The 25,677-nt window shown below is 37.1% G+C and carries 20 protein-coding genes and 1 tRNA gene; 10 read left to right on the plus strand and 11 right to left on the minus strand.

Annotated elements, in window-relative coordinates; translation table 11 throughout:
• The first annotated feature begins 3 nt into the window (after positions 1-3).
• Positions 4-1,047 carry a selenide, water dikinase SelD gene (selD, locus tag ABN217_RS01770; protein WP_349459004.1) on the plus strand — a complete coding sequence of 348 codons (1,044 nt, stop codon included), beginning with the start codon at positions 4-6 and terminating at the stop codon, positions 1,045-1,047.
• Between the two features lie 4 nt (positions 1,048-1,051).
• Positions 1,052-3,013: a DNA topoisomerase III gene (locus ABN217_RS01775; RefSeq protein WP_349459005.1), complete on the plus strand. Its 1,962-nt coding sequence runs from the start codon at positions 1,052-1,054 to the stop codon at positions 3,011-3,013.
• A 66-nt stretch (positions 3,014-3,079) separates the two neighbouring features.
• Here the strand turns inward: ABN217_RS01775 and xthA are convergent, their stop codons facing one another.
• Complete coding sequence (gene xthA / locus ABN217_RS01780) at positions 3,080-3,886, minus strand: exodeoxyribonuclease III (protein WP_115349882.1); 807 nt, start codon at positions 3,884-3,886, stop codon at positions 3,080-3,082.
• A 446-nt stretch (positions 3,887-4,332) separates the two neighbouring features.
• Between xthA and ABN217_RS01785 the strand changes: the two genes are divergently transcribed.
• The gene (locus tag ABN217_RS01785; RefSeq protein WP_072068307.1) at positions 4,333-5,196 is read left to right on the plus strand and encodes a LysR family transcriptional regulator; all 864 of its coding nucleotides are present in this window, start codon (positions 4,333-4,335) and stop codon (positions 5,194-5,196) included.
• A 31-nt stretch (positions 5,197-5,227) separates the two neighbouring features.
• Here ABN217_RS01785 and ABN217_RS01790 read toward each other — a convergent pair.
• The 3 genes from ABN217_RS01790 to ABN217_RS01800 all read right to left on the minus strand — a co-directional run bounded on the left by ABN217_RS01790 (position 5,228) and on the right by ABN217_RS01800 (position 6,927).
• A tRNA-Tyr gene (locus ABN217_RS01790) sits at positions 5,228-5,312 on the minus strand.
• A 254-nt stretch (positions 5,313-5,566) separates the two neighbouring features.
• Positions 5,567-6,415 carry a formyltetrahydrofolate deformylase gene (gene purU, locus ABN217_RS01795; protein WP_198624260.1) on the minus strand — a complete coding sequence of 283 codons (849 nt, stop codon included), beginning with the start codon at positions 6,413-6,415 and terminating at the stop codon, positions 5,567-5,569.
• 38 nt (positions 6,416-6,453) lie between these two features.
• Positions 6,454-6,927 (minus strand): YchJ family protein, encoded by a 474-nt coding sequence (locus ABN217_RS01800; RefSeq protein ID WP_196554113.1) that lies wholly within the window; start codon positions 6,925-6,927, stop codon positions 6,454-6,456.
• Positions 6,928-7,076: 149 nt separating this feature from the next.
• On the opposite strand from ABN217_RS01800, the gene rssB reads away from it, so the two are divergent.
• The 3 genes from rssB (at position 7,077) to ABN217_RS01815 (ending at position 10,461) form a co-directional block, all read left to right on the plus strand.
• Entirely contained in the window at positions 7,077-8,096 is a 1,020-nt protein-coding gene (gene rssB / locus ABN217_RS01805) for a two-component system response regulator RssB (RefSeq protein WP_109407653.1), read from the plus strand.
• Between the two features lie 179 nt (positions 8,097-8,275).
• Positions 8,276-9,184 carry a UTP--glucose-1-phosphate uridylyltransferase GalU gene (gene galU, locus ABN217_RS01810; RefSeq protein WP_072068304.1) on the plus strand — a complete coding sequence of 303 codons (909 nt, stop codon included), beginning with the start codon at positions 8,276-8,278 and terminating at the stop codon, positions 9,182-9,184.
• A 269-nt stretch (positions 9,185-9,453) separates the two neighbouring features.
• Positions 9,454-10,461, plus strand: coding sequence for an NAD-dependent epimerase (locus ABN217_RS01815; protein ID WP_196554114.1), 1,008 nt, complete (start codon positions 9,454-9,456; stop codon positions 10,459-10,461).
• 230 nt (positions 10,462-10,691) lie between these two features.
• Here ABN217_RS01815 and hns read toward each other — a convergent pair whose 3' ends face one another.
• Entirely contained in the window at positions 10,692-11,096 is a 405-nt protein-coding gene (hns, locus tag ABN217_RS01820) for a histone-like nucleoid-structuring protein H-NS (RefSeq protein ID WP_072068302.1), read from the minus strand.
• A gap of 509 nt (positions 11,097-11,605) precedes the next feature.
• Here hns and ABN217_RS01825 point away from each other — a divergent pair.
• Positions 11,606-12,202, plus strand: a complete 597-nt coding sequence (locus ABN217_RS01825) for a thymidine kinase (protein ID WP_072068301.1) — start codon at positions 11,606-11,608, stop codon at positions 12,200-12,202.
• Between the two features lie 1,261 nt (positions 12,203-13,463).
• On the opposite strand, the gene adhE is transcribed toward ABN217_RS01825, so the two are convergent.
• Positions 13,464-16,130, minus strand: coding sequence for a bifunctional acetaldehyde-CoA/alcohol dehydrogenase (adhE, locus tag ABN217_RS01830; protein WP_196554115.1), 2,667 nt, complete (start codon positions 16,128-16,130; stop codon positions 13,464-13,466).
• Positions 16,131-16,644: 514 nt separating this feature from the next.
• Here adhE and ABN217_RS01835 point away from each other — a divergent pair.
• Complete coding sequence (locus tag ABN217_RS01835; RefSeq protein ID WP_072068299.1) at positions 16,645-17,289, plus strand: YchE family NAAT transporter; 645 nt, start codon at positions 16,645-16,647, stop codon at positions 17,287-17,289.
• 84 nt (positions 17,290-17,373) lie between these two features.
• Here ABN217_RS01835 and ABN217_RS01840 read toward each other — a convergent pair whose 3' ends face one another.
• The 5 genes from ABN217_RS01840 to ABN217_RS01860 form a co-directional block, all read right to left on the minus strand.
• Positions 17,374-18,087, minus strand: a complete 714-nt coding sequence (locus ABN217_RS01840) for an ABC transporter ATP-binding protein (RefSeq protein ID WP_197269106.1) — start codon at positions 18,085-18,087, stop codon at positions 17,374-17,376.
• Positions 18,077-18,913, minus strand: a complete 837-nt coding sequence (locus tag ABN217_RS01845; RefSeq protein WP_072068297.1) for an ABC transporter ATP-binding protein — start codon at positions 18,911-18,913, stop codon at positions 18,077-18,079. The genes ABN217_RS01840 and ABN217_RS01845 overlap by 11 nt, the downstream gene beginning before the upstream one ends.
• Positions 18,906-19,736: an ABC transporter permease gene (locus ABN217_RS01850; RefSeq protein ID WP_072068296.1), complete on the minus strand. Its 831-nt coding sequence runs from the start codon at positions 19,734-19,736 to the stop codon at positions 18,906-18,908. The genes ABN217_RS01845 and ABN217_RS01850 overlap by 8 nt, the downstream gene beginning before the upstream one ends.
• Positions 19,736-20,779, minus strand: a complete 1,044-nt coding sequence (locus ABN217_RS01855) for an ABC transporter permease (protein ID WP_196554117.1) — start codon at positions 20,777-20,779, stop codon at positions 19,736-19,738. Before ABN217_RS01855 ends, ABN217_RS01850 begins: the two co-directional genes overlap by 1 nt.
• Positions 20,780-20,881: 102 nt before the next feature.
• Entirely contained in the window at positions 20,882-22,447 is a 1,566-nt protein-coding gene (locus ABN217_RS01860) for an ABC transporter substrate-binding protein (RefSeq protein WP_196554118.1), read from the minus strand.
• Positions 22,448-22,775: 328 nt separating this feature from the next.
• Between ABN217_RS01860 and nirB the strand changes: the two genes are divergently transcribed.
• Together nirB and nirD are read left to right on the plus strand one after the other, a co-directional pair.
• A complete protein-coding gene (gene nirB, locus ABN217_RS01865) occupies positions 22,776-25,322 on the plus strand; it encodes a nitrite reductase large subunit NirB (RefSeq protein WP_349459006.1) in 2,547 nt (848 codons plus the stop codon).
• Positions 25,319-25,663, plus strand: a complete 345-nt coding sequence (gene nirD, locus ABN217_RS01870) for a nitrite reductase small subunit NirD (RefSeq protein WP_349439083.1) — start codon at positions 25,319-25,321, stop codon at positions 25,661-25,663. The genes nirB and nirD overlap by 4 nt, the downstream gene beginning before the upstream one ends.
• Positions 25,664-25,677 lie beyond the last annotated feature (14 nt).

Raw genomic sequence — 25,677 nt, forward strand, 5'->3', positions numbered from 1 at the left:
GTTATGTCTGAAGCAATTCGTTTAACACAATACAGTCATGGTGCAGGCTGTGGTTGTAAGATCTCGCCAAAAGTTTTAGAAACTATTTTGCATAGTGAGCAAGCTAAATTTCATGATCCTCATTTACTTGTGGGTAATGAAACCAAAGATGATGCCGCTGTTTATGATTTAGGAAATGGTACAGGTATTATTAGCACCACTGATTTTTTTATGCCTATCGTTGATAACCCTTATGATTTTGGGCGCATTGCTGCAACGAATGCTATCAGTGATATCTTTGCTATGGGCGGAAAACCTATCATGGCAATTGCTATTTTAGGTTGGCCTATTGATAAATTAGCACCTGAAATTGCACGTGAAGTGATTGAAGGTGGGCGAGCCGCTTGTCAAGAGGCTGGAATTTCACTGGCTGGTGGACATTCTATTGATGCACCAGAGCCTATTTTCGGGCTTGCTGTAACGGGTGTCGTACCTGTGAGCAAAGTAAAGAAAAACAGTGAAGCAAAAGCAGGATCTCAGTTATTTTTAACAAAACCTTTAGGTATTGGTGTGTTAACAACGGCTGAGAAAAAAGGTTTGTTAAAACCAGAACACCAAGGTTTAGCAACAGGAATTATGTGTCGTATGAACAAAGCCGGTGCTGATTTTTCTAATATCGAAGGTGTTACTGCAATGACCGATGTTACAGGATTCGGTTTATTAGGTCATTTGAGTGAGATTTGTGATGGCTCTGGTGTGCAAGCTACCATTCATTTTTCACAAGTGCCAAGATTGCCAGAAGTTGAATCATATATTGAAAAAGGTTGTGTGCCAGGCGGTACAGGGCGTAATTTCGAAAGTTATGGCCACTTGATTGGTGAAGTTACTGAAATGCAACGCAAATTACTTTGCGATCCACAAACCTCAGGTGGGTTATTATTAGCTGTATTACCTGAAGCTGTAGAACAAGTTAAAGACGTCGCTGCTCGTTTTGATATAGAACTAACCTCTATCGGCGAGTTAACTGAACCAGTGGCAGGAAAAGCGTTGATTGAAGTGATTAACTAACGTAATGAGATTATTTATTGCAGAAAAACCCAGCCTTGCTCGTGCTATCGCTGATGTATTGCCAAAACCTCATAAACGGGGTGATGGCTTTATTCTTTGTGGTGATAACCAGTATGTGACATGGTGTGTTGGTCACTTGCTTGAACAAGCTGAGCCGGATGCATACGACCCGCGGTACGCCCGCTGGTCGTTAGATGATTTGCCTATTATTCCAGAAAAATGGCAACTCAAGCCCCGAGCTGATGTAAAAAAGCAGTTAGAAACAATCAAGACACTACTTAAGCAGGCAAAAGAAGTGATCCACGCGGGTGACCCCGATCGTGAAGGTCAGTTATTAGTTGATGAAGTGCTTAACTATTTAAATATCAGCGAAGACCAAAGGAAACAGGCGCGTCGTTGCTTAATTAATGATTTAAACCCCGCAGCAGTGATGCGCGCTATTGATAAGCTACGTTATAACCATGAATTTATTCCATTGTGTGTATCCGCTTTAGCAAGGGCAAGAGCTGACTGGCTTTATGGGATAAATATGACTCGAGCATATACACTCTTAGGTCAGCGCAATGGTTATCAAGGTGTATTATCTGTAGGGCGAGTGCAGACCCCTGTGCTTGGTTTAGTGGTTCGCCGTGATGAAGAAATTGAAAATTTTGTTCCTAAAGATTTCTTTGAAGTAAGAGCGCATGTTGTGACTCCCGCGGATGAACGCTTTACTGCAATTTGGCAGCCTAGTGAGCATTGTGAACCTTGGCAAGATGAAGAGGGGCGATTATTAAACCGAAAACTGGCAGAGCATGTTGTTGATAGAATTAAAGACAAGCCAGCCAATGTTACGGATTATCAAGATAAACAAGAATCTGAAATCGCACCGTTACCGTTTTCGCTCTCAGCATTACAAATTGAAGCCGCAAAACGATTTGGTTTAAGCGCACAACAAGTCTTAGATACCTGCCAGCGATTATATGAAACACATAAATTAATCACATATCCCCGTTCTGACAGTCGTTATCTCCCAGATGAACATTTTGCAGGCCGTCATGCGGTGATTAATGCCATTAGTGTGCATGATGGAAGTTTATTACCGCAAGAAACCTTAGATATTGATAAAAAGAATCGTTGTTGGGATGACAAGAAAGTGGATGCGCACCATGCTATTATTCCAACTGCAAAAACGGGTAATATTTCATTAAATGAAAACGAAAAAAATATTTATTATCTTGTTGCTCGCCAATATTTAATGCAATTTATGCCTGATGCGGTTTATCGCAAATGCGTGATTGAACTTGATATTGAAAACGGTAAATTTATTGCTAAAGCTCGATTTTTAGCTCAAGCAGGTTGGCGTGTGTTATTAGGTGCCAAAGAGCAAGATTCAGAAAATGATGGTTCTGCATTACCTATAGTAAAAAAAGGTGATGAACTGTTGTGTGAAAAAGGTGAGATTGTTGAAAAACAAACGCAACCTCCAAGGCCTTTTACAGATGCAACATTACTTTCAGCCATGACAGGTATTGCGCGCTTTGTTCAAGATAAAGAACTTAAGAAAATCCTAAGAGCGACGGATGGATTAGGTACTGAAGCGACAAGGGCGGGTATCATTGAATTACTGTTTAAACGTGGTTTTTTACAAAAAAAAGGACGAGCCATTAATTCAACGCCAGCGGGTAGAGCATTAATTCATGTATTGCCAGATATGGCAACCTTACCGGATATGACTGCACATTGGGAATCGATACTCACACAAATTAGTGAGAAGCAGTTTAAATATCAAGATTTCATGATGCCATTAAATAATACATTGGTAGAGCTAATTACTCAGGCAAAACGTCGCCCTAATATTCAAGCTTTCAGAAATCTTCCTACGCCAGTGCATAATAAAAAGCGCAAGACAGTAACTAAAGGAAGTAACAAAGCAAGCAGCACAAAAAATAAAGCGCAGAGTAAAGTAGCAACGACTGATAATTAAGCCATAAATAAAAAACACTTCCTTAAATAATAAGGAAGTGTTTTTTTGAATAATGATTAAAGGCGATTAAATTTTAAATTCAGCCCATACAGGGGCATGATCGGATGGTTTTTCCATTCCTCGAATATCGTAATCAATTCCTGTTGAAATACAATTATCCGCTAAACAACGACTGGCTAAGAGTAAATCGATACGTAGTCCACGGTTGTCATCAAATCCTTTAGAACGATAATCAAACCATGAAAATTTATCATCTATTTGAGGATGTTGTTGGCGGAAAGTATCTGTTAATCCCCAGCCCATCAATGTTGCCAGCCATTCACGCTCTTCAGGTAGGAAAGAGCATTTTCCTGTTTTTAACCAGCGTTTCATATTATTCTCGCCAATACCAATATCTTTATCTGTTGGGCTAATATTTAAATCACCCATAATAAGGACGGGAGAGGTTGGTTTTAAACTGGTTGCTAGGTAGTTTTGTAAGTCAGCATAGAATTTTTCTTTTGCTGGGAATTTTGTTTCATGATCACGGCTTTCACCTTGAGGAAAGTATCCATTCATTACAGTGAGTAATCCTGCTGGTGTTTCAATATCAGCCATGATCATCCGGCGTTGAGCATCATCATCATCACCTGGAAAGCCTTTACGTACTGCAACAGGTTTTGCTTTTGTTAATAAGGCAACACCATAATGTCCTTTTTGGCCATGATAAAAAACATGGTAGCCCAAAGATCCCACACTTTCTAATGGGAACATATCATCATGAACTTTCGTTTCTTGAAGTCCGATAACATCAGGTTGGTGTTTTTCTATGATGGCTTCAAGTTGGTGAGGGCGAGCACGTAAACCATTAATATTGAAAGAGACAAATTTCATGTGACTGTAACCATTTATATATTGAATAATAGGATGCCTTATACTATCAGGATCATAAAATGAATGTAAGTAAATCACTTAAATCATGGCACGGCTTATCAATAGAAAAATAAAACTAGATAAAATAAAGAGGGATCAAAGAAAATACGATAAATTAATAAAAATAGTTAATTGCATAATAAAAATTATTAATTAAACAAAGTGGAAACATAAACTAATCTTTGATAGAAGAATATAAGTATTATTATTCTTTATATGTGAAGAATAATGACATAATAAAAATAGCATTGCAGTTATAAATTGTATTCATTAAAAGGAGGTAAGGAGATATTTATATAAAACCATATTTATATAAAATTAATTTTTAAATTAATTAATCTATATTTTATTTACATTAAATGAATTAATGAAATTATTTGTTCAACACAGCAAAGGAATGGTGAATTATGTTTTTTTCTCGTAAATTAGAAGCCTTTATGGCCGTAGTTGAAAATGGTTCATTAAGTAAAGCTGCTCGTGTTATGAATCGAACGACACCTCCAGTCGCTAAGTCTATAAAGGACTTTGAGGCAGTATTGGGAAAGCGTCTATTTAAGCGAGAGAAGTTTGGTATGAGCTTAACGCAAGAAGGGCTTGAGCTTTATAATGATTTAAAATCACTTTATCTTCAGGAAAAAGAGATAACAAAAAAACATACCTCAGGTATTATTAATAATAGTATTCATGTTTATTATGATTGGGGGAAAAGCCAGTATTTAACACAACTTTATCAGGCGGCTAATAAAAATTATTCTCATATAAATATAATGAGATTCTCAAAAGAAAGCTTTGATGAAATACCTGACTATGATGGAAATACATTAATATTAAGTTCAGAAAAAATTATTAGTGAAAAATTTAGTCTTATTCATAAAATAGACAATAAGTATTTGGGGATTTGTTGTCAGCGAGAGATTGCTAATAGCGTTAATAAAAATATTGATAAACTCTTAAGTGAAAATATTTGGTTATGTGATCCCGCATTATACAAAACAGCTAAAATAAAAAAATTAGAGAGTGAAATAAGAGATGGGGGAAAACCTGTTTGCGTTAGAATGATGGACGATCTTAATTGTTGTTTACGTTTTATTCAAACGCACCATTCTCTGTTATTTACAGATGAAAACCCATTGAAAGATGAGTATGACGGAGAGCTCTGTTTTATCCCTTTAACCCAGCCTACATTACTGTACAACTGTTATATTTATAAATCTAAGTATCACTCAAGTGTGTTGAATCGTTTTATTGATTTGATTGGAAAAATGGAATAAAGAAGTCTATTAGGATGAAGCTAAGAAGAGATGGTGGTGGGAGAAGGATTCGAACCTTCGAAGTCTGTGACGGCAGATTTACAGTCTGCTCCCTTTGGCCGCTTGGGTATCCCACCAACATTAAATTGTTTTGCTGTCCGTGACAGCGGGCGCAATAATACCAAATACCGAAGATCTGTAAAGCGCTATTTTACTAAAAGTAGATCGTTTGCTGTAAAAATACGCATGTTGTTCAGCTTTTATGCTTTATCGTATTGATTTTAAGCGAAAACGTAAAAATTAATAGAAGATAAAATAAACCGCGATATGTTTTGTATCGCGGTTTATTTTTAGATAATCATAATGTATTCAATATTAATGATTTGAGAACTTATAAAATAATCGTTCTGTTACCATAAACGAAGACGCGTTGTGAAAGTACCCAATATAAAGCATGGCTAAGTACATTTTTTTCAACATCACGACCAGCTCTCATCATATCTTCTGCAGAAAATGTGTGGTCAACGTTAATTACGTTCTGTGTGATGATTGGGCCTTCATCTAAATTATCATTTACGTAGTGAGCAGTAGCACCAATGATCTTGACTCCGCGTTCGTAAGCCTGATGGTAAGGGCGAGCACCAATAAAGGCAGGCAAGAAGGAGTGGTGAATATTGATAATTTGATTCGGGAAGTTTTGTACAAATGCAGGTGTTAATACACGCATGTATTTTGCGAGTACAACGTAATCAGGTTTGTATTGATTAATTTGTGCAATTAGCTTTTCATCATGTTGATCACGAGTTAATCCTTCATGACTAACAAGATGGAAAGGAATACCAAATTGTTCTACTAAATGTTTTAACGTGTCATGATTACCAATAACAGCGGCAATTTCTACATCTAGATCACCGAATGCGCTCTTCATTAACAAATCGCCAAGGCAATGTGCTTCTTTTGTCACCATAACTACAATGCGACGGCGACCTGCGGTATTCAATTCACGTTGAGAACCTTGCGGTAATGCATCATCTAAATCAGCAAGAAAAGTTTCATCATTAAAGATGCCTTCAAGCTCAGTGCGCATAAAAAAGCGACCAGTACGATGATCAACAAATTCACTATTTTGAACAATATTTAATTGATGTTTGTAGCAAATATTGGTGATTTTTGCGATTAGGCCTTTTGCATCAGGGCAAATAGTACGGAGTATTTTTTTTTGAGTATTTTGGTGTTGCATGTATGGATAAATCCTTTCTTTTACTTCTGTGTTTGCAATTATTTGATGTTATTTTCACAACATTTTTTGTATTTACGCCCTGAACCACAAGGGCAGGGATCGTTTCGTCCTACTTTTGGTTTCACACCGTCAATATAAAACCAACAGTCATCTATTTTTAGAAAACGGGATCGTTCATGTAAGTACTGTTTATCATCGGCATTTCTTTCAATAAAGCAAGCCGAGAATTCAACGTATGCCTCATTTTTATTTGTGCTCGCTTGCGATGAGATAATATTGAGTCCAAGCCATTGTGTATTTGGAAAGCCGGAAGTTAATTCATCATGCAAGGATGCAACACGACAAGAGGGGTGCCACGTCTTTATTAAGTAATTAGCATTATGTTTAACGAACGCGCTATAACGCGACCGCATTAATGCTTCTGCTGTTGGGGCATTTTTCTGCTCCAAATGGTAAGGCTCACAGCAATCAGAGAAGAATAATTGGCTATTACAGGGGCATAAATTCGACAAAATAATGTCCTAACTCACGTTATTAGTATGACGATTTCCCATAGATTGAAAAAAGTAATGATTGAGAATAATTAACGTCAATGTTGAACTAAACTAGTAATGTATCGCTAATTAATCGGCATGTGAAACGATAGTTACTGGAGTAACCAATGAATAAAGCCTTAGTGGGTAAAAAAATCTTGATAATTGATGATGAGGTTGTTTTTCGCACTATGCTGACGGAATATTTCTCACATGAAAAAGCGTGTGTCTATACAACAGATAATGGCAGCCAAGCGTTATCTTTATTAGATAAGGGATTATTACCCGACCTTATTTTATGTGACATTCGTATGCCAGTTATGAATGGCCCTACGTTTTTATGTCACCTTGAACAACGTAAACTTGCTATTCCTGTTATTGCTATTTCATGTACAGATAATATGTCTGAAGTAGATGATATGTTGCGTTTAGGGGCACAAGAAATTTTTCTTAAGCCAATAACACATCTCGATAAATTAAAACAAAAAGTTATTGAAGTATTATGCCCAGGTTTTTTTGAATCAGTATTAATAGAAGGTATACATTTAGAACCTCTTTGGAATAGCTTGCGAAAAGATACACATTATATTCAGTCGTTCATAAAACAGATGCAACCTCAGGTTAAACAAGTTGTAGCGGGATATTGTGTTAATTATCGTCAGCTAAATGATATTGCTAAAATGGGATTGTTATTTGACATTGCCGCTTTATCAGAAGATCAAATTATTTTTTATTGTGTTGATATATCACGGGACGACGAAAATGGGCTTTTGGTCGCTTTACTCTTACGAGTTGTATTTAATGATGTATTAAAATCATCAGAAAAAAATCGTTCGCTTCCAAGCATGTATAACATGTTGAATAAACTTAATAAGATGCTGAATGAAATAGGTGTAAAAGGGCAGTTTCCTATCACTTTAGGGTATTATCATACACAGAAAAAAAATATATTATTGGCATCAGCAGGATTACGAGCTGAAATAAAAACAGAGAGTAAAAAATTCGAATTGAATAGCGGTGTTCCCTTAGGTACTTTGCAACTTTTATATATTAACCAAATAAAATGTGAAGGAACAAATTGGCAATGTAAGATTTGGGATAATACAAATCAGATTAAATTAATGTTTTCCCCTATCTATAAAAGTTAAATTTAGATTAAATAAATACAGAATATCGTGCATATATTAAACATAAATGAAGAACTATCTCAATTAAGCGGTAGGGCTCTGTTTATCCTTAGATATTAGCTGGTATACTCTGGCGATTATTTTTTAATGTACCCATTCATATTTGAAAATAGAACGGTACGAATTGCAGGAGAAATATAATGTCATCAGCAGTGCGTAAAGTTAGAAAAGCGGTGATCCCTGTTGCTGGATTAGGAACAAGAATGTTACCTGCAACTAAGGCAATTCCGAAAGAAATGTTGCCTGTGGTTGATAAACCACTTATTCAATATGTGGTTAATGAATGTATTGCAGCGGGTATTAATGAAATTGTCCTTGTCACACATTCTTCTAAAAACTCCATTGAAAACCACTTTGATACCAGTTTTGAATTAGAAGCTATTTTAGAAAAACGAGTTAAACGCCAGTTACTAGAAGAAGTACAAGGTATTTGCCCAAGTCATGTCACTATCATGCAAACTCGTCAAGGGATCGCAAAAGGATTAGGCCATGCTATTTTATGTGCAAAACCTTTAATCGGTGATGAGCCTTTTGCGGTTATTCTGCCCGATGTCATTTTAGATAGATACAGTGCAGATTTAACTAAAGTTAACCTGAAAGAGATGCTTTCCCATTTTGAGCGCTCTGGGGCAAGCCAAATTTTAGTTGAACCCGTACCCGAAGATGAAGTCTCTAACTATGGTATTGTTGATTGCATGGGAGAACATTTATGCCCAGGTGATAGCAAACCAATTACTCGTGTTGTTGAAAAACCGAAAAAAGAAGAAGCGCCTTCGAATTTATCTATCGTGGGTCGTTATGTGTTATCTGAAAGTATTTGGCCATTATTGGCAAAAACAGCGCCAGGTGCGGGTGATGAAATTCAGTTAACAGATGCGATTGCGATGCTGATTGAAAAAGAAGCCGTTGAGGCTTATCACCTACAAGGAAAAAGCCACGATTGTGGTAATAAATTAGGGTATATGAAAGCATTCGTAGAATACGGCATACAGCACGAAGAGTTTGGTGAAGATTTCGCACAATGGATAAAATCATTGAAAGTAGAGTGAAATGGCACTGAGTAATAATCATTTTGTATAGCGGTTTTTATTGTATGGTTCTTGCGAATACATTGTGTTATAGACAAATGATTTTGTGAGAAATGCTAGATAAAGTGATCACAAGAGATTAAGGTATGGCTCAATGCAACCATGTATTGAGCCATACTGATTTTTGTAAAGTATGATGATGTTAAGCGTTATGATGTTTAATCAAGGTGATATTAAGCATGATAACGTTTACGTGAATAATAATTAATTGGGTTTATTTGAGTGATAATATGAAAATATTAGTAACAGGTGCTGCGGGGTTTATTGGCTCTCATTTAAGTCAGCGTTTAATTGAAATGGGTTACCATGTTGTTGGAATAGATAATCTCAATGATTATTATGATGTACGCTTAAAAGAAGCTCGATTAGCTAAATTACAACAGTTAGAAAAGTTTCAATTTGAGAAAATTGATATTGTTGATTCAACAAAAGTGGCTCAATTATTTGTAACTCATCAGTTTGATCGTGTTATTCATCTAGCGGCTCAGCCGGGAGTCCGCTATTCAATTGAAAATCCAATGGCCTATATTGATGCAAATATTGTCGGTCACATTAATATATTAGAAGGATGCCGTCATAATAAAGTAGGACATCTTATCTATTCTTCTTCAAGCTCTGTATATGGTTTAAATCAAAAGCAACCGTTCTCAACGGAAGATAGTGTTGATCATCCTGTTTCATTATATGCAGCAACTAAAAAAGCTAATGAGCTAATGTCTCATAGTTACTCGCATTTATATCAATTACCTACAACTGGATTACGATTCTTTACTGTATATGGTCCTTGGGGACGTCCAGATATGGCATTATTTAAATTCACAAAAGCAATGCTTGCTGGTGAGCCTATTGATGTTTATAACGGCGGAAATATGACACGCGATTTCACTTATGTGGCTGATATCGTAGAGTCAGTTGTTCGTTTAATTGATATTGTTCCCAAAGCGGATGAAAGCTGGACGGTAGAAAAGGGCGAGACATCATCCAGTTCTGCGCCTTATAAAATCTATAATGTAGGTAATGGGCAACCAACAAAACTGATGGATTTTATTAAGGCAATTGAAAAATCATTAAATATTAAAGCAAAACTAAATTTAATGCCGATGCAAGATGGTGATGTCCTTTCTACCTGTGCCGATTGCCAAGATTTATCTCAGGCCACCGGTTTCTCACCAAATACAAATGTAGAATATGGTGTAAAACAGTTTGTTGATTGGTATTTAAGTTATTATAGAAACTAAAACTGTTGGCTTAATTGAAGCGAATAAAAAAGGAGCTATAAAAGCTCCTTTTTCATTATAAATAAAAGTCAATAGTGTGATTTTTACACTCTTTATTTCTGTCTTCCAACTTTATATACAAACAACATCAGCACATATTAAAATTAAACGCTTGTTTAATATAAGGAGTAAACAAGAAAATACCCTTTTAAATAATTAAAAGGGTATTTCAAATAGAATATTGACTTAAATTAGATAAGGAAATCTTCTAATGATTTGCCTTCTTCGTCAATTGCACGTTTGATTACAGCTGGTGTACGACCTTGGCCTGTCCAAGTTTTAGTTTCACCATTTTCATCAACGTAAGAATATTTAGCTGGGCGAGCTGCACGTTTAGCACGGCCAGTTTTATTAACAGCACTTGCTTCAAGTAAGTCTGTTGGGTCAATACCGGCTTCTTCTAACATTTCACGGTATTTTTGTAATTTCTGAACACGCTCTTCTTCAGCTGCTTTTTCTAATGAGAATTCTTCACGACGCTCATTAACAACAACTTCGAGCTTTTCCAGCATTTCTTCTAAAGTTTCTAAAGAAGTTTCTCTTGCTTGTGCGCGGAGAGTACGGATGTTATTTAATATTTTTAAAGATTCGCTCATTTTCCTGGTCTCAAATAAATGTTGTTGGCTGATGTAATACTAATAATAGATTGCTATTTAAATTTCTGCAATACCTAAATACAAACCTTACGTAAAATTTCTTTTTTTTAAACTATTATCTCAACGAAAAAAATAATAAATGTTGAGGTATCTTTAGTCAATAAAGGAAATATGAGTAAGGAAATGCATCTTTTAACTGATGATAGCGCTAATGTAAAAGAATAGAAAGCTTTGTTCATTTTTTTATAATAACGGACTTTTTTCAAAAAATGAGTTGGGGTTAACTTTCATACTTTAATAAACGTATATCAAGGCGTGTTTTAATATGTTAAGTACTTATTAAAGCTATTTATTTTTTAAGCAAAAATTAGCATTAACAATGACTCTCATCTTTGAATGGTATATCTAGAATAGAAATAAAGGTAATAAATACTCGTTATTGATAACTTGCAGACTGTTTATGTTAGACTGTCGCCCGTGAAAATAAACACTATTTAAGGAGAGAGCTGATGGCTCAGCTTTACTTTTATTATTCAGCTATGAATGCTGGAAAATCAACATCGTTATTGCAATCCTCTTATAACTATAATGAGCGAGGAATGCGTACATTGATTTTCACAGCGGCTATTGATACACGCTTTGCAAAGGGAAAAATTAGTTCAAGAATCGGTTTAAGTGCCGACGCATTGCTCTTTAGTGATGATATGAATATTCGCGATGTTATTGTTGCTGAGCATAACAAACAACCTATTCATTGCGTATTAATTGATGAATGCCAATTTTTAAGTAAGGCTCATGTAGAACAACTTTGTGAAATAACGGATACCTATGATATTCCGGTTCTTACTTATGGTTTAAGAACAGACTTTAGAGGTGAGTTATTTACAGGTAGTGCGTATTTATTAGCATGGGCAGATAAATTAGTAGAGCTTAAAACGGTGTGTTACTGCGGTAGAAAAGCAAATAAAGTATTACGCTTAGATGATAAAGGAAATGTGCTGAGCGATGGTGCTCAAGTTGAAATTGGCGGAAATGAAAAATATGTTTCAGTTTGCCGTAAGCATTATACTCAGGCAACGCTAAAAGGGAGTATCGAGCAAGAGTAATCTTTTCATTTTCTTCCCTCTTTTGCGTATTTATAATGATGAAAGAGGGATTAAAATAAGTGTCCAAATAAAAGCTTATATTACTTAATACTAAAAAATGTTTATCTGTTTTTAAATTTAACAAAATTATTGTTTTTTTTTATATCAAAAGTTGGTCATTATGATGTCCTTATGTAAAGAAATATTCTTTTTTTAAGAGAAAATTTATTCATTTCATAGATTTCATTATCATTAATCAAAAAAACATAATCAAATATACGTAGAGTGTCTAATTTGTGATGGTGATATTGTTTTTTACAAATGATAAGACGTAAAAACATTTGATACATTAATATTATTCATAGTTTAATAAAATTGAATAAAAATAGTCATAATGGGCTATAAATCTATTTATTTTATCTATGCTTAACATAATGAAACATTTATATCGAGTCTTATTGATGATGCTTATTGGTTTGCCTGAATCATTATCTAATAAATAGTATGTCTCACTCTATGGATTTTAATACAAGAAAAAGACTGCACTTTTTATACTCCTAAAGGAGTAAATTTAACCGTCAAATGGACAAGTAGCGACCTTTCTTAAGCTATTACTTTATCAATATGCATACAGTATTTTGATAATATTTTATTGAAATTATGTGCTTTATAAAGTGAATGTTATTAATAACGTTGATGTGGAAATATTTCATATCAATATATTTTGCTCATTATTTAAAAGCTAAATAGATCGAAATGTTCATTTTTCTTCTTTTCTAATGAGAATAAAACTCATTGTTAACGAATAAATGGTGATCTTGGTTTTAAAAATACCTTTTTAGATCTATTCGATAAAGATAATTGGTTCAAAATAAAATAATTATGCTAACTAATGGAGAAGGTAGTGAGTTAGACAAGCGCTGTAATTTACACAGACAACTTTTTTTAGGGTGGTTAATGCAACAGGGTAGCTGAAAAAGAAAATGGCTTAGCGCCTCATTTAAAGCTATATAGGCTTAAATATTCTAAATCCCATTCTTAATAAAAAAATAATTGATGTTGATTAAGGGTAACTACTTATATTTTTTGGTTAAAAAATCGCTGAGCCATGATTTAGTGGTAAAACAAAATGAAAAGGCCTGACTCCGGTTAAATATCGAAATCAGGCCTTACATATCGCTTTACTAAAAGTGCCCAAATTTATAGGGCACTTCATTAGCAAATTTTTATTAATAATAAATAATCGATTATTTGAGGATCAGACTAACACAGTGTGTCTCGATTATTTTTTACTGCTTTTTTTAGCTGGTTTTGATTCTTCTTTTACTTCCACAACAGGATGTTCATTAAATTCACGACCGTAGTAAGAATCTAATAATAGTTGTTTCAGTTCAGAGATCAGTGGGTAACGTGGGTTAGCACCAGTACACTGATCATCAAACGCATCTTCAGATAACTTATCAATTCTTGCTAAGAAATCACTTTCTTGGACGCCGGCTTCACGAATAGAAGATGGAATACCTAATGAAGATTTCATTTCTTCTAACCATGCTAATAATTTTTCAATCTTAGCAGCAGTACGATCACCCGGTGCTGAAAGTTCTAAGTGGTCAGCAATTTCTGCATAGCGACGGCGAGCTTGAGGGCGGTCGTATTGGCTAAATGCAGTCTGTTTTGTTGGGTTATCATTTGCGTTATAACGAATAACGTTTGAAATTAATAACGCATTAGCTAAACCATGAGGAATATGGAACTCAGAGCCTAATTTATGCGCCATTGAGTGACAAACACCCAAGAATGCGTTAGCAAAAGCAATACCAGCAATAGTTGCCGCATTATGAACACGTTCACGAGCAACTGGGTTTTTAGCCCCCTCATGATAACTTGCTGGCAGATATTCTTTCAGTAATTTCAATGCTTGTAGTGCTTGTCCGTCAGAATATTCGTTAGCTAATACAGAAACATAAGCTTCTAATGCGTGAGTCACTGCGTCTAAACCACCAAATGCACACAGTGATTTAGGCATATTCATAACAAGGTTTGCATCAACAATAGCCATATCAGGTGTTAATGCATAGTCTGCTAATGGGTATTTCTGACCTGTTTCGTCATCAGTAACTACCGCAAAAGGTGTTACTTCAGAGCCAGTACCTGATGTTGTAGTGATAGCAACCATTTGTGCTTTCACACCCATTTTCGGGAATTTGTAAATACGTTTACGGATATCCATAAAGCGTAGTGCTAATTCTTCGAAGTGAGTTTCTGGGTGCTCATACATAACCCACATAATTTTTGCAGCATCCATTGGTGAACCACCACCTAATGCGATGATCACGTCAGGTTTAAAGCTGTTCATCTGTTCTGCGCCTTTGCGCACAACACTCAATGTTGGATCGGCTTCAACTTCAAAGAAGACTTCTGTTTCAACACCAAATTTTTTCAGTACACGAGTAACTTCATCGACATAACCGTTATTGAATAAGAAACTATCGGTTACGATAAAGGCACGTTTTTTACCATCAGTCGCAATTTCTTCCAGTGCGATAGGTAAGCAACCACGGCGGAAGTAAATAGATTTAGGAAGCTTATGCCACAACATATTTTCTGCTCTTTTCGCCACGGTTTTAGTGTTGATAAGGTGTTTTGGCCCTACGTTTTCTGAAATGGAGTTACCACCCCATGACCCACAACCTAAGGTTAGAGAAGGAGCAAGCTTAAAGTTGTATAAGTCACCAATACCACCTTGAGATGCTGGAGTATTGATTAAGATACGAGATGTTTTCATTTTATCGCCGAAATAGGCAACATGTTCAGGACAATTATCTTGGTCTGTATATAAGCAAGATGTATGACCGATACCGCCCATTTCAACTAATTTTTCTGCTTTATGTACCGCATCTTCAAAAGTTTGAGCGTGGTACATTGCTAATAATGGAGATAATTTCTCGTGAGCAAATGGTTCTGCTTCGGTTGTTTCTTTTACTTCACCAATTAAAATTTTGGTGTTTACAGGTACTTCAATGCCGGCCATTTCAGCGATTTTTGTTGCTGGTTGACCTACGATAGCCGCATTTAAGTTACCGTCTTTTAAGATGATATCTTGAACAGCCTTTAATTCTTTACCTGTTAGCATATAACCGCCGTGAGTTGAGAAACGCTCACGAACTTGTTTATAGATGCTATCAACAACGATTACAGATTGTTCTGACGCACAAATTACGCCGTTATCGAAGGTTTTAGACATTAAGATTGATGCCACAGCACGTTTGATATCTGCTGAATCATCAATAACAACCGGAGTATTACCCGCACCAACACCGATAGCAGGTTTACCTGAACTATATGCTGCTTTAACCATGCCTGGACCACCTGTTGCTAAGATCAGGTTGATATCTTCATGGTGCATTAATGCGTTAGAGAGGGCGACTGATGGCTCATCAATCCAACCAATTATGTCTTTTGGCGCACCTGCGGCGATAGCTGCATTTAAAACGATTTCTGCGGCGCGATTTGTTGCTTCTTTAGCGCGTGGGTGTGGCGAGAAAATAATACCGTTACGTGTTTTTAAGCTAATTAATGCTTTAAAAATCGCAGTAGATGTTGGGTTAGTGGTCGGTACGATACCGCAAATGATACCAATAGGTTCAGCGATAGTCATTGTGCCGTAAGTCAGATCTTCAGATAAGATCCCGCAGGTTTTTTCATCTTTATATGCATTGTAGATATATTCGGAAGCAAAGTGGTTTTTAATCACTTTATCTTCAACAATACCCATGCCAGATTCTTTCACAGCCAATTTTGCCAGAGGAATACGGGCGTCAGCGGCAGCTAATGCAGCAGCACGGAAAATTGCATCAACTTGTTCTTGAGAGAAGTTAGCAAATTCACGTTGAGCTTTTTTTACACGAGCAACCAAATCATTGAGTTCAGTAACGTTAGTTACAGACATAAAGAGACTCCTGATAAAATGTTAAATTTTTTAAGCAAATTAGCCGTTTTGATCATCATTAATAAGAATAGTCTAGATAGATGACATCGTACTTATTTCAGTAATAATAATTAGAAGCCCTAATTTGCTTAAAAAACTTAAAAAAAACAACAATAAACATAAATATATTTTTTAAATTACCCTCTTTTTCCGAATGATAAGAGCTTACCATCTTTCTAATTAATTAACGTGATATATATCACAAAGTTGACAAGCTGACACCTTTCAGCATGGCTATTAATGAGAATGATAATCATATGTAAAAAATCATCAACGATTTTTTTGTCGTATCTCATATTTCGATATAAAATTAAACCACTAGGTTTTTATCGGTTTACAAGAGAATATTTTAGGTAAAAACTTGTTAACTAATAGAATTAACTGGTTTATTGATTTAAAGTAACGCGGATTTTTTAGAGTTACTCTATCTTTTATAGAATAATTCGCATGTTTATTAGCCAAGAAGGGGCTTTTCATGGGGGCACTGCTGGATTTATCCGGTTATATTAAATTTTTTGTGGGTCTTTTTGCGATTGTAAACCCAATTGGTATTTTGCCTGTTTTTATTAGTATGACGAGTTATCAAACGGATGCAGGGCGAAACAAAACAAATTTAATTGCAAATGGCTCCGTTGCAATTATTTTGGTTTCATCTCTGTTAATCGGCGATTCTATACTGAATATTTTCGGTATTTCTATCGACTCGTTTCGTATAGCGGGAGGGATGCTGATTGTTACAATTGCCATGACCATGATAAATGGGCGTTTAGGGGAAGATAAACAAAACAATCAAGAACGAAATGAATCTGCCGTACGTAATAGTGTTGCAGTTGTACCTTTAGCGTTACCATTAATGGCTGGGCCTGGGGCAATTAGTTCTTGTATTGTATGGAGTTCTCGCTGGGAAGGTTTTACTAACTTTTTGGGATTAGCCGCAACCAGTATCTTTTTTGCATTCTGCTGTTGGTTGCTTTTTCGTAGTGCAACACTATTAGTGAAATACTTAGGGCAAACGGGAATTAACGTGGTAACCCGTATAATGGGCTTATTATTAATGTCTTTAGGTATTGAGTTTATTGTGACCGGTTTGCGTTCTATTTTTCCGGGCTTATTAGTTTAAATATCGTTGACACAGTAGCATTTTTAAAAATCGCAGTGTTTTTTAATACTGCGATTTTTTATTTATTACATCACTTCTTCCATGTTAATCAAGACGATGTATTCCTTTTGATAACGCATCTCTATCATAGTGTTGAGTCAATTCGCCATTTTCCATTAATGCGGCTCTATCAGACATATGAGCAATCACATCGGCATCATGACTCACTAATAAATAAGTCATATTATGCTGTTTTTTTAGGGTGTTAAGCAGATTTAAGATCTCAGCTTGCACTGACATATCCAATGCTGAAGTTGGCTCATCTAATAATAACAATTGAGGCTGTAGCAAAAGGGCTCTTGCAATAGCAACTCGTTGGCGTTGTCCACCAGAAAGTTGGTGAGGATAACGGCTTGCTACGTCCGCAGATAAGCCGACTTGAGCTAATGCCTGTTCAATTGTGCTGTTATCAAAAGGAATTTGATGAATTTTCAAAGGTTCAGAAAAAGCACGCTCAATACGGTGTTGGGGATGTAAAGAGGCATAGGGATCTTGAAATACCATCTGTATATTACGGCGCAATGCGCCTTGAAAACGTTGCTGTGGTTTAATGGTTTGCCCTAAAAGTGACATGCTACCTTGCCAATGAGGCAATAATCCAGCAATGACACGTAAAACGGTTGATTTTCCACAACCAGAACGACCTATTAAGCTGAAGGTTTCACCTTGTTGGACATGTAAGTTGATCCCTTTTACAACATGCTTTGCTTGTTTGCCTTGCTCAAATTGAACGTGTAAATCATGAATATCAATTAGCATGATGTTGCTCCTTGAAATTAAGCGTCCTATCTAATACTGGCAATTGTGTGCCATAAGTGCTTGCATTAGGTCTACATGTCCAAAGTGTACGCGTATAAGGATGTGTGGCTGTCGGTAATGCTTTCGCATTGAGTTCATCTACTTGTTCGCCTTGGTACATCACCATTACACGCTCGCAGTATTCAGCAACCAGAGGTAAATCATGACTAATGAGTAGTAAACCCATCTTGCGCTGCTCACATTGGGTGGTAATCAGTTCAAGAATTTGATGGCGTAATTGGGCATCAAGCGCTGATGTTGGTTCATCAGCAATTAGAATTGTTGGGTTATTAATTAGCGCAATAGCAATCATTGCCCGTTGTCCCATTCCTCCTGATAATTCACCGGGATAGCGGTAAATACTCTGCTCAGGAAAGCCAACAGATAACAGCATTTCGATAATCAATTGTCGCCTATCTTGGCGTGAAAGTGTTTGATGGCGTTTTACCGACTCTTCCACTTGTTGATAAATGGTTTTTACCGGATTTAATGCATAACGGGGATCTTGCAATACCATCGAAATAGTATTACCTCGAGTGTTATTCCATTGGCGCGATGAAAAATTCAATAGATTATTTCCCATCAAATTGAGCTGCTCTGCGCTAACTTTTCCTGGTTGACGCACGAGTCCCATTAATGCGCGAGCTGTCATTGATTTACCCGAGCCTGATTCACCCACCACGGCTAAACGCTCTTGGCCTAAAGTAAAAGAGACGTTATTAACCACTCTTGCCGTTGGATAATCAATACAGAGTTTTTTCACTTCAATTAAAGGTGTTTTACTCATGGGTATCTCCCAATATATCCCGAAGCCCATCACCTAATAAATTAAAGGCGAGACTACTGATCAAAATTGCTGTACCCGGAATAGCGGCTACCCACCATTGGTCAAAAATAACGGGCATACCTTCTGCTATCATTGCTCCCCATTCCGCCATAGGAGGGCGAGCACCTAATCCAAGAAAGCCCAAACCTGCGGCAGCAAGAATAATCACCGCTAAATTAAGCGCTAAACGCACAATGGCTGACGGTAAACATAGCGGTAAAATATGCCCCCATAAAAGACGAACACCTTTTATTCCCATCATTTCAGCCGCAGCAAGGTAATCACTATTGCGCAAATGTTGAATTTCACTGCGAGATTGACGTGCATAAGCAGGCCATGCTGTTAAAGCCAGTGCTAATGCTCCATTAAGAAGACCGGGGCCTAACATTGCTACAAAGGCAAAAGCTAGGATCAATGAAGGCATTGACATCACAACGTCAGTGAATCGCATTAAAATACGTTCAGTCCATCCACCGTAATAACCCGATAAAATCCCGACCAACAATCCTAATGGTAAGGTGATAATAGCCACCAAACCCACCAAACCAAGCATTGGGCGTGTGCCATAAATAATACGTGAAAGGATATCTCGCCCATAATTATCGGTGCCTAACCAGTGTTCAGCGTTGGGTGCTAATAAGCGTTGAGCTGCATGTTGCCAATTGGGATCGTAAGGGGCTAACCAAGGTGCAAAAATAGCAATAATTAACAGTAAAATAAGCAACGATAAACCGATAAATGCGGAAGGCGAACGCGCTATTTTTCTTAAAAATGAAGGTGACATTAGCGGAGCCTCGGATCAGTCAAACGAATAACGATATCGGTCATATTATTAATAAAGACAAAGCATAAACCGATAATTAAAGTACCGCCCATAATGGCTGTGGTATCACCTGCAAAAAGTGCGGTTGTAAGATATCGACCAATTCCCGGCCAAGAAAAGACCGTTTCTGTTAATACCGCACCTTCTAACATACCGGTATAAGACAAGGCGATAATGGTCATTAATACACCACGAATATTGGGTAATACGTGATAAAAGAGAATACGTAACTCACCAATACCTTTTGCTCTTGCTAAGGTGACATACTCTTTATTCATTTCGTTTAAACAGGCCGAACGTGTTAAGCGAGTAATAGAGGCAAGGGCAAAATAAGCTAACAGAGAAACGGGCAGAATAAGGTGTGATAACGCGTTAAAAAAGGCATCTTTATCACCGGCTAATAAGGTATCGATTAACGCAAAGCCTGTTACAGGTTCAATCGTAAATTGATATATATCGTCTAATCGTCCGGGGCCTGCGGTCCATTGCAGTGTGGCATAGAAAATTAATAATAAAATTAAACCTAACCAGAAAATAGGAACAGAGCTACCTAATAGCGTCAAAATGCGTAAAACAAAATCGAGAGGTGTACCGACAAAACGAGCACATAATACGCCAAATAAAATGCCCAAACTGGCACCAATAACCAATGCGACCGTTGCTAACTCTAGAGTGGCTGGGAAAGTCAATAATAAATCATCAAGAACGGGTTGACCCGTTGATGTCGCTGTACCCAAATGTCCTTGTAATAATGCTTCTACATAGTGAAAAAACTGCATATAGAGAGGTAAATCTAGCCCCAATTCATGTTTGACTTGGTTATATGTTTCGAGGCTTGCATGATCACCGACAATTTGCAGAACAGGATCAACAGGGGAAAGTGCAGAAAGTGTGAAAGTAATTACAAGAAGCCCAAAAAGCGTAAGTACTAATGTCAATATTCCTTGAGCAAAAGTAATTAACTGGCTTTTTAGACGAATAGGTAACGTCATAGCAGTGTTCATACAGCAATAGCCTAGTGAAATGGCAAAAAAATAGACCATCCACAATAACATGACTGTGGATGGTTTTAGGAAAAAATATTACTTAGTTACTTAATTACTTAATTACTTAGTTACTTTGTCATAATAAACCATATCTGCATTTAGACCTTGGGCATAACCTTTAACATTATCGCGCATGACGATTTGGTTTTTACCTTGATCGATAAAGACATAAGGTGAACTACGTTGTAACTCTTTTTGCATTTCAGTATAGAGTGATTGACGCTTTGTCTTGTCTGCCTCATTCAGCGCCACTAATGTTTTTTGGCTTAGTTCAGGGATTTTCCAACCATTTAACCAAGCAACAGTATTGGATTGTCCGTCGTTATAAGCAAAGGCACTCGCATTAGAATGTGCATCAAAATAGTCTGGGATCCAAAAACGAATCGCGGCTTGGTGTTGTTTCGCGCGCACACGGCTATACACTTGGCTACCAGCCGCTGGTAATAAGTCTACTTGTACACCTGCTTGAGCAAAGCTTGCCTGAATAGATTGCGCCACTGTAATGTAAGGGACTTTATTCTCAACATCTAATGTAAAGCGAGCATTGGTAATGCCTGCTTTGGCTAAAATTGCCTTCGCTTTTTCGGGATCAAAGGTGAATGGATTATCTTTTAATGCACCCGGTAAACCCACAGGCAAAAAGCTTTGGTGAATAAAATACTGCCCACGCATTAAATCTTCAGTAATACCTTTGTAGTCAACTAAATAACGAGAGGCCTCCCAAAATGCGGGGTTACTAAGCGCAGGGTTTCCACTTGCGGTATTAAAAGCTAAATAAACTTGCTCAGCGGAAGGAATATTTAAAATTTGAATACCAGCTTTGCCAGACAGTGCTGCTGTTTGGTCTGTACCTAGCCCTCGAGCAATATCTGCATCACCTTTTTCAATCAACAAACGACGGGATGCTGGATCAGGTACGTTTTTAATAATGATATTTGCTATTTTAGGTGCGCCAGTTGGTGAGAGAGGGTTAGCTTCTAACACAATCGCTTGGCGAGGTTGATAAGCACGCATTTTGTATGCGCCACTTCCTGCTGAATTCATTTTCAGCCAGCTATTCCCAAAGTCATTATTTTTAACGTGAGCAGAAACCAGCTTTTCATCAATAATAGAAGCAATTGGGGTTGAGAGGATATTTAGCACAACATCAGGGCTGACATCGGCTATCCAACGTACTTCTAATTCATTATCACTGACTTTTTTCAATAATGAATTAATGTTATCTGCTTTCCAGCCTAAGACATTTAGAATAAAGGCGGGTGACTTATTCATGGTGATCGCACGCTGATAAGAGAAGATAATATCTTCAGGGCGAACAGTGTTACCTGATGCAAATTTTGCATCAGGTTTAATTTTAAATACGATAGATTTTTGTTCAGGATTGGCTTGCCAACTTTCAACTAAAATCGGTTCATTAATTTCAGGGTTATCGCGATTAGGTTGAACAATACGCTGATACAAACTAGGCACAGTCTGAATACTAGACAGTTCATTACTTTCAGCGGGATCAAGACTGACAATATCATCAAGCCCTTGAACCACAATTAATGTATTAGCAGGTGTTGCTGCAAATGCCGGGACGGAAAGGGCACCCACAACGAATAATGATAATAATTTTGCTTTCATGAGACGCTCCCTGAAACGGTGTCGCTAAAATCGTTATGTTAATAACTTATTAGTTATTACTTTGTGAAATTAACTTAGGCAAAACGTGACCGATGCGCAAAGTTTTAATTACGCTTACATATAACGCTTGGTTATAAGCAATTAAGATTAATTATGGTAGAAGAATAATTAACCGCAAGATGAGAAGAACCAGATACTCCTTTAGTAGTAATTGATTGACTATTAAGTTGTAGTAGCTGAATTGATTAAGCTGTATTTGATATCCATCAATATTCCTTATGAGTAGTTTCGTATTTTAGCCTTAGAAATCTTTAAATCTGAGGCAAAAATGAGCAAGAAAACACTCGCAATCATCGGTAACGGTATGGTGGGGCACCGTTATATCGAAGAATTGATTGATAAAGGTGGCAATGAAGAATTTAATATTGTCGTCTTTTGTGAAGAACCTCGCGTTGCATATGATAGAGTCCATCTCTCCTCTTATTTCTCCCATCACACCGCTGAAGAACTCTCTTTAGTTAAGCAAGGATATTATGAGAAACACCAAATAGAAGTATTAATTGGTGAACGAGTGATAACCATCAATCGTGAAGAAAAAGTGGTACACACCAATACAGGGCGTTGTGTCAGTTACGATAAGTTAGTGATGGCAACAGGCTCTTATCCATGGGTTCCCCCTATTAAGGGAAATAACTCACCAGATTGCTTTGTTTATCGAACTATTGAAGATTTAAATGCCATCGAATCTTGCGCACGTATTAGCCGTAAAGGCGCGGTAATTGGCGGTGGACTTTTAGGATTAGAAGCCGCAGGTGCGCTAAAAAGTTTAGGTATTGAAACTCATGTTATCGAATTTGCTCCAACCTTAATGGCAGAACAACTTGATACATTAGGTGGTGAGCAACTTAAGCGAAAAATAGAGCGTATGGGTGTGAAAGTGCATACCTCTAAAAACACACAAGAAATATTATCGACAGGTGAAAATGCACGTAAAACACTGCAATTTGCAGATGGTAGTTTTCTTGAAGTTGACTTTATTGTGTTCTCCACAGGTATTCGCCCGAAAGATAAACTGGCTCGTCAATGTAATTTAGATATTGCCCCAAGAGGCGGCATTGTTATTAATGATTATTGCCAAACAACAGATCCTGATATTTATGCTATTGGTGAATGTGCATCTTGGCAAAATAAAACTTTCGGGTTAGTGGCTCCGGGCTACAAAATGGCACAAGTTGCCGTCGATAATTTATTAGGCCATCACTCTGTCTTTCAAGGGGCTGATTTAAGTGCCAAATTAAAACTTCTCGGTGTCGATGTCGGCGGTATTGGTGATGCTCATGGACATCAAGTAGGGTGCCGTAGCTATATTTATCTGGACGAAGGCAAAGAAATTTATAAACGTCTGATAGTTAGTGAAGATAACAAATACTTATTAGGGGCTGTATTAGTGGGAGATACCGAAGATTATGGCAATCTTCTACAGTTATCACTCAATACTATTGAATTACCAGAGCACCCTGATTCCTTAATTTTACCGGCACATGCAGGAAGTAAGCCTGCAATCGGAGTTGACTCCTTACCTGAAACAGCACAAATCTGCTCTTGTTTTGATGTGACAAAAGGCGAAATTATTCAAGCAATTGAACGAGGTTGTCATACAGTTGCTGCCATTAAAGCTGAAACTAAAGCCGGTACAGGGTGTGGTGGTTGTATTCCTCTTGTGACTCAAGTCTTAAATGCAGAATTAACCAAACAAGGTATTGAAGTTAATCACCATCTTTGTGAGCATTTTCACTATTCACGCCAAGAACTTTATCATCTTATTCGTGTAGAAGGTCTGAAAAGTTTTGATGAACTGCTGGCAAAACATGGTCAAGGTTATGGCTGTGAAGTGTGTAAACCTACAGTGGGGTCATTGCTTGCCTCATGTTGGAATGAGTACATCTTGAGTGATGATTTAGTTTCTCTACAAGATACTAATGATAACTTTCTCGCAAATATGCAAAAAGATGGGACTTATTCCATTATTCCTCGCTCTCCCGGTGGTGAAATTACGCCCGCTGGTATTATAGCTATTGGGCAAATCGCTCAAAAATATAATTTGTATACCAAAATTACTGGCTCGCAACGAATGGCAATGTTCGGTGCTCATAAACAGGATCTGCCTGCTATTTGGGAAAAATTAATTGCAGCAGGTTTTGAAACAGGCCATGCCTACGCGAAAGCATTGCGTATGGTAAAAACGTGTGTAGGTAGCAGTTGGTGCCGTTTTGGTGTTGGTGATAGTGTTGGTTTGGGGGTTGCGCTAGAGCATCGTTATAAAGGTATTAGAACGCCTCATAAGATGAAATTTGGTGTATCAGGTTGCACCCGAGAATGTTCTGAAGCACAAGGAAAAGACGTCGGTATTATTGCCACCGACAAAGGCTGGAACCTCTATTTTGGCGGAAATGGTGGTATGAAGCCACGCCATGGGGATCTCTTTGCTTCGGATCTTGATGAAGAAACCTTAGTGCATTATATCGACCGCTTTATGATGTTTTATATCCGTACCGCAGATAAGCTACAACGAACCTCAGTATGGTTAGATAATTTAGAAGGGGGAATTGAATATTTACGTGATGTTATTATTCATGACAAGCTAGGCTTAAATACGCAGTTAGAAAAAGAACTGAAAGCCTTACAAGAACGAGTCGCTTGTGAATGGAAAGAAACGGTTGATTCTCCAAAAGCATTAAAACGTTTTGCCCACTTTATTAATAATCCAATGCCCGATCCGACAGTGCAAACGGTAAAAGAACGATTCCAACACCGTCCCGCACGTTTACATGAACGTATTGATATCAAATTGGTCACTGAGGAGGCGCAATCATGAGTCAATGGATAGCGGTTTGCCAATTAGATGATATTACACCAGGAACGGGTGTTTGTGCGCTGGTGGAGCAAGATCATGTTGCCATTTTTCGCCCTTATTCTGATACACGTTTATATGCATTAAGCAATATCGATCCCTTTGCACATTCCAGTGTTCTATCACGAGGATTAATTGCTGAACATGAAAATGAGTTGTATATCGTTAGCCCGCTAAAAAAACAGCATTTTCGTTTAACGGATGGTTTTTGCCTTGAAGATGAGCGTTTTTCGATCACACATTTTGATGTCAAGGTTGAAGGTAATACTGTTAGCGTACGCAGCCGTAATAAATCATCTCAATAAATAGGGGAATGAAT

Origin of the sequence: Proteus sp. fly-1067, from assembly GCF_040139345.1 — a bacterium.
Lineage (GTDB): Bacteria > Pseudomonadota > Gammaproteobacteria > Enterobacterales > Enterobacteriaceae > Proteus > Proteus vulgaris_B.

Excerpts from the sequence above, each read along its gene's own strand:
- selD (WP_349459004.1), top strand. The coding sequence starts at position 4 with ATGTCTGAAGCAATTCGTTTAACACAATACAGTCATGGTGCAGGCTGT.
- ABN217_RS01775 (WP_349459005.1), top strand. The coding sequence starts at position 1,052 with ATGAGATTATTTATTGCAGAAAAACCCAGCCTTGCTCGTGCTATCGCT.
- xthA (WP_115349882.1), bottom strand. The coding sequence starts at position 3,886 with ATGAAATTTGTCTCTTTCAATATTAATGGTTTACGTGCTCGCCCTCAC.
- ABN217_RS01785 (WP_072068307.1), top strand. The coding sequence starts at position 4,333 with ATGTTTTTTTCTCGTAAATTAGAAGCCTTTATGGCCGTAGTTGAAAAT.
- purU (WP_198624260.1), bottom strand. The coding sequence starts at position 6,415 with ATGCAACACCAAAATACTCAAAAAAAAATACTCCGTACTATTTGCCCT.
- rssB (WP_109407653.1), top strand. The coding sequence starts at position 7,077 with ATGAATAAAGCCTTAGTGGGTAAAAAAATCTTGATAATTGATGATGAG.
- galU (WP_072068304.1), top strand. The coding sequence starts at position 8,276 with ATGTCATCAGCAGTGCGTAAAGTTAGAAAAGCGGTGATCCCTGTTGCT.
- ABN217_RS01815 (WP_196554114.1), top strand. The coding sequence starts at position 9,454 with ATGAAAATATTAGTAACAGGTGCTGCGGGGTTTATTGGCTCTCATTTA.
- hns (WP_072068302.1), bottom strand. The coding sequence starts at position 11,096 with ATGAGCGAATCTTTAAAAATATTAAATAACATCCGTACTCTCCGCGCA.
- ABN217_RS01825 (WP_072068301.1), top strand. The coding sequence starts at position 11,606 with ATGGCTCAGCTTTACTTTTATTATTCAGCTATGAATGCTGGAAAATCA.
- adhE (WP_196554115.1), bottom strand. The coding sequence starts at position 16,130 with ATGTCTGTAACTAACGTTACTGAACTCAATGATTTGGTTGCTCGTGTA.
- ABN217_RS01835 (WP_072068299.1), top strand. The coding sequence starts at position 16,645 with ATGGGGGCACTGCTGGATTTATCCGGTTATATTAAATTTTTTGTGGGT.
- ABN217_RS01840 (WP_197269106.1), bottom strand. The coding sequence starts at position 18,087 with ATGCTAATTGATATTCATGATTTACACGTTCAATTTGAGCAAGGCAAA.
- ABN217_RS01845 (WP_072068297.1), bottom strand. The coding sequence starts at position 18,913 with ATGAGTAAAACACCTTTAATTGAAGTGAAAAAACTCTGTATTGATTAT.
- ABN217_RS01850 (WP_072068296.1), bottom strand. The coding sequence starts at position 19,736 with ATGTCACCTTCATTTTTAAGAAAAATAGCGCGTTCGCCTTCCGCATTT.
- ABN217_RS01855 (WP_196554117.1), bottom strand. The coding sequence starts at position 20,779 with ATGAACACTGCTATGACGTTACCTATTCGTCTAAAAAGCCAGTTAATT.
- ABN217_RS01860 (WP_196554118.1), bottom strand. The coding sequence starts at position 22,447 with ATGAAAGCAAAATTATTATCATTATTCGTTGTGGGTGCCCTTTCCGTC.
- nirB (WP_349459006.1), top strand. The coding sequence starts at position 22,776 with ATGAGCAAGAAAACACTCGCAATCATCGGTAACGGTATGGTGGGGCAC.
- nirD (WP_349439083.1), top strand. The coding sequence starts at position 25,319 with ATGAGTCAATGGATAGCGGTTTGCCAATTAGATGATATTACACCAGGA.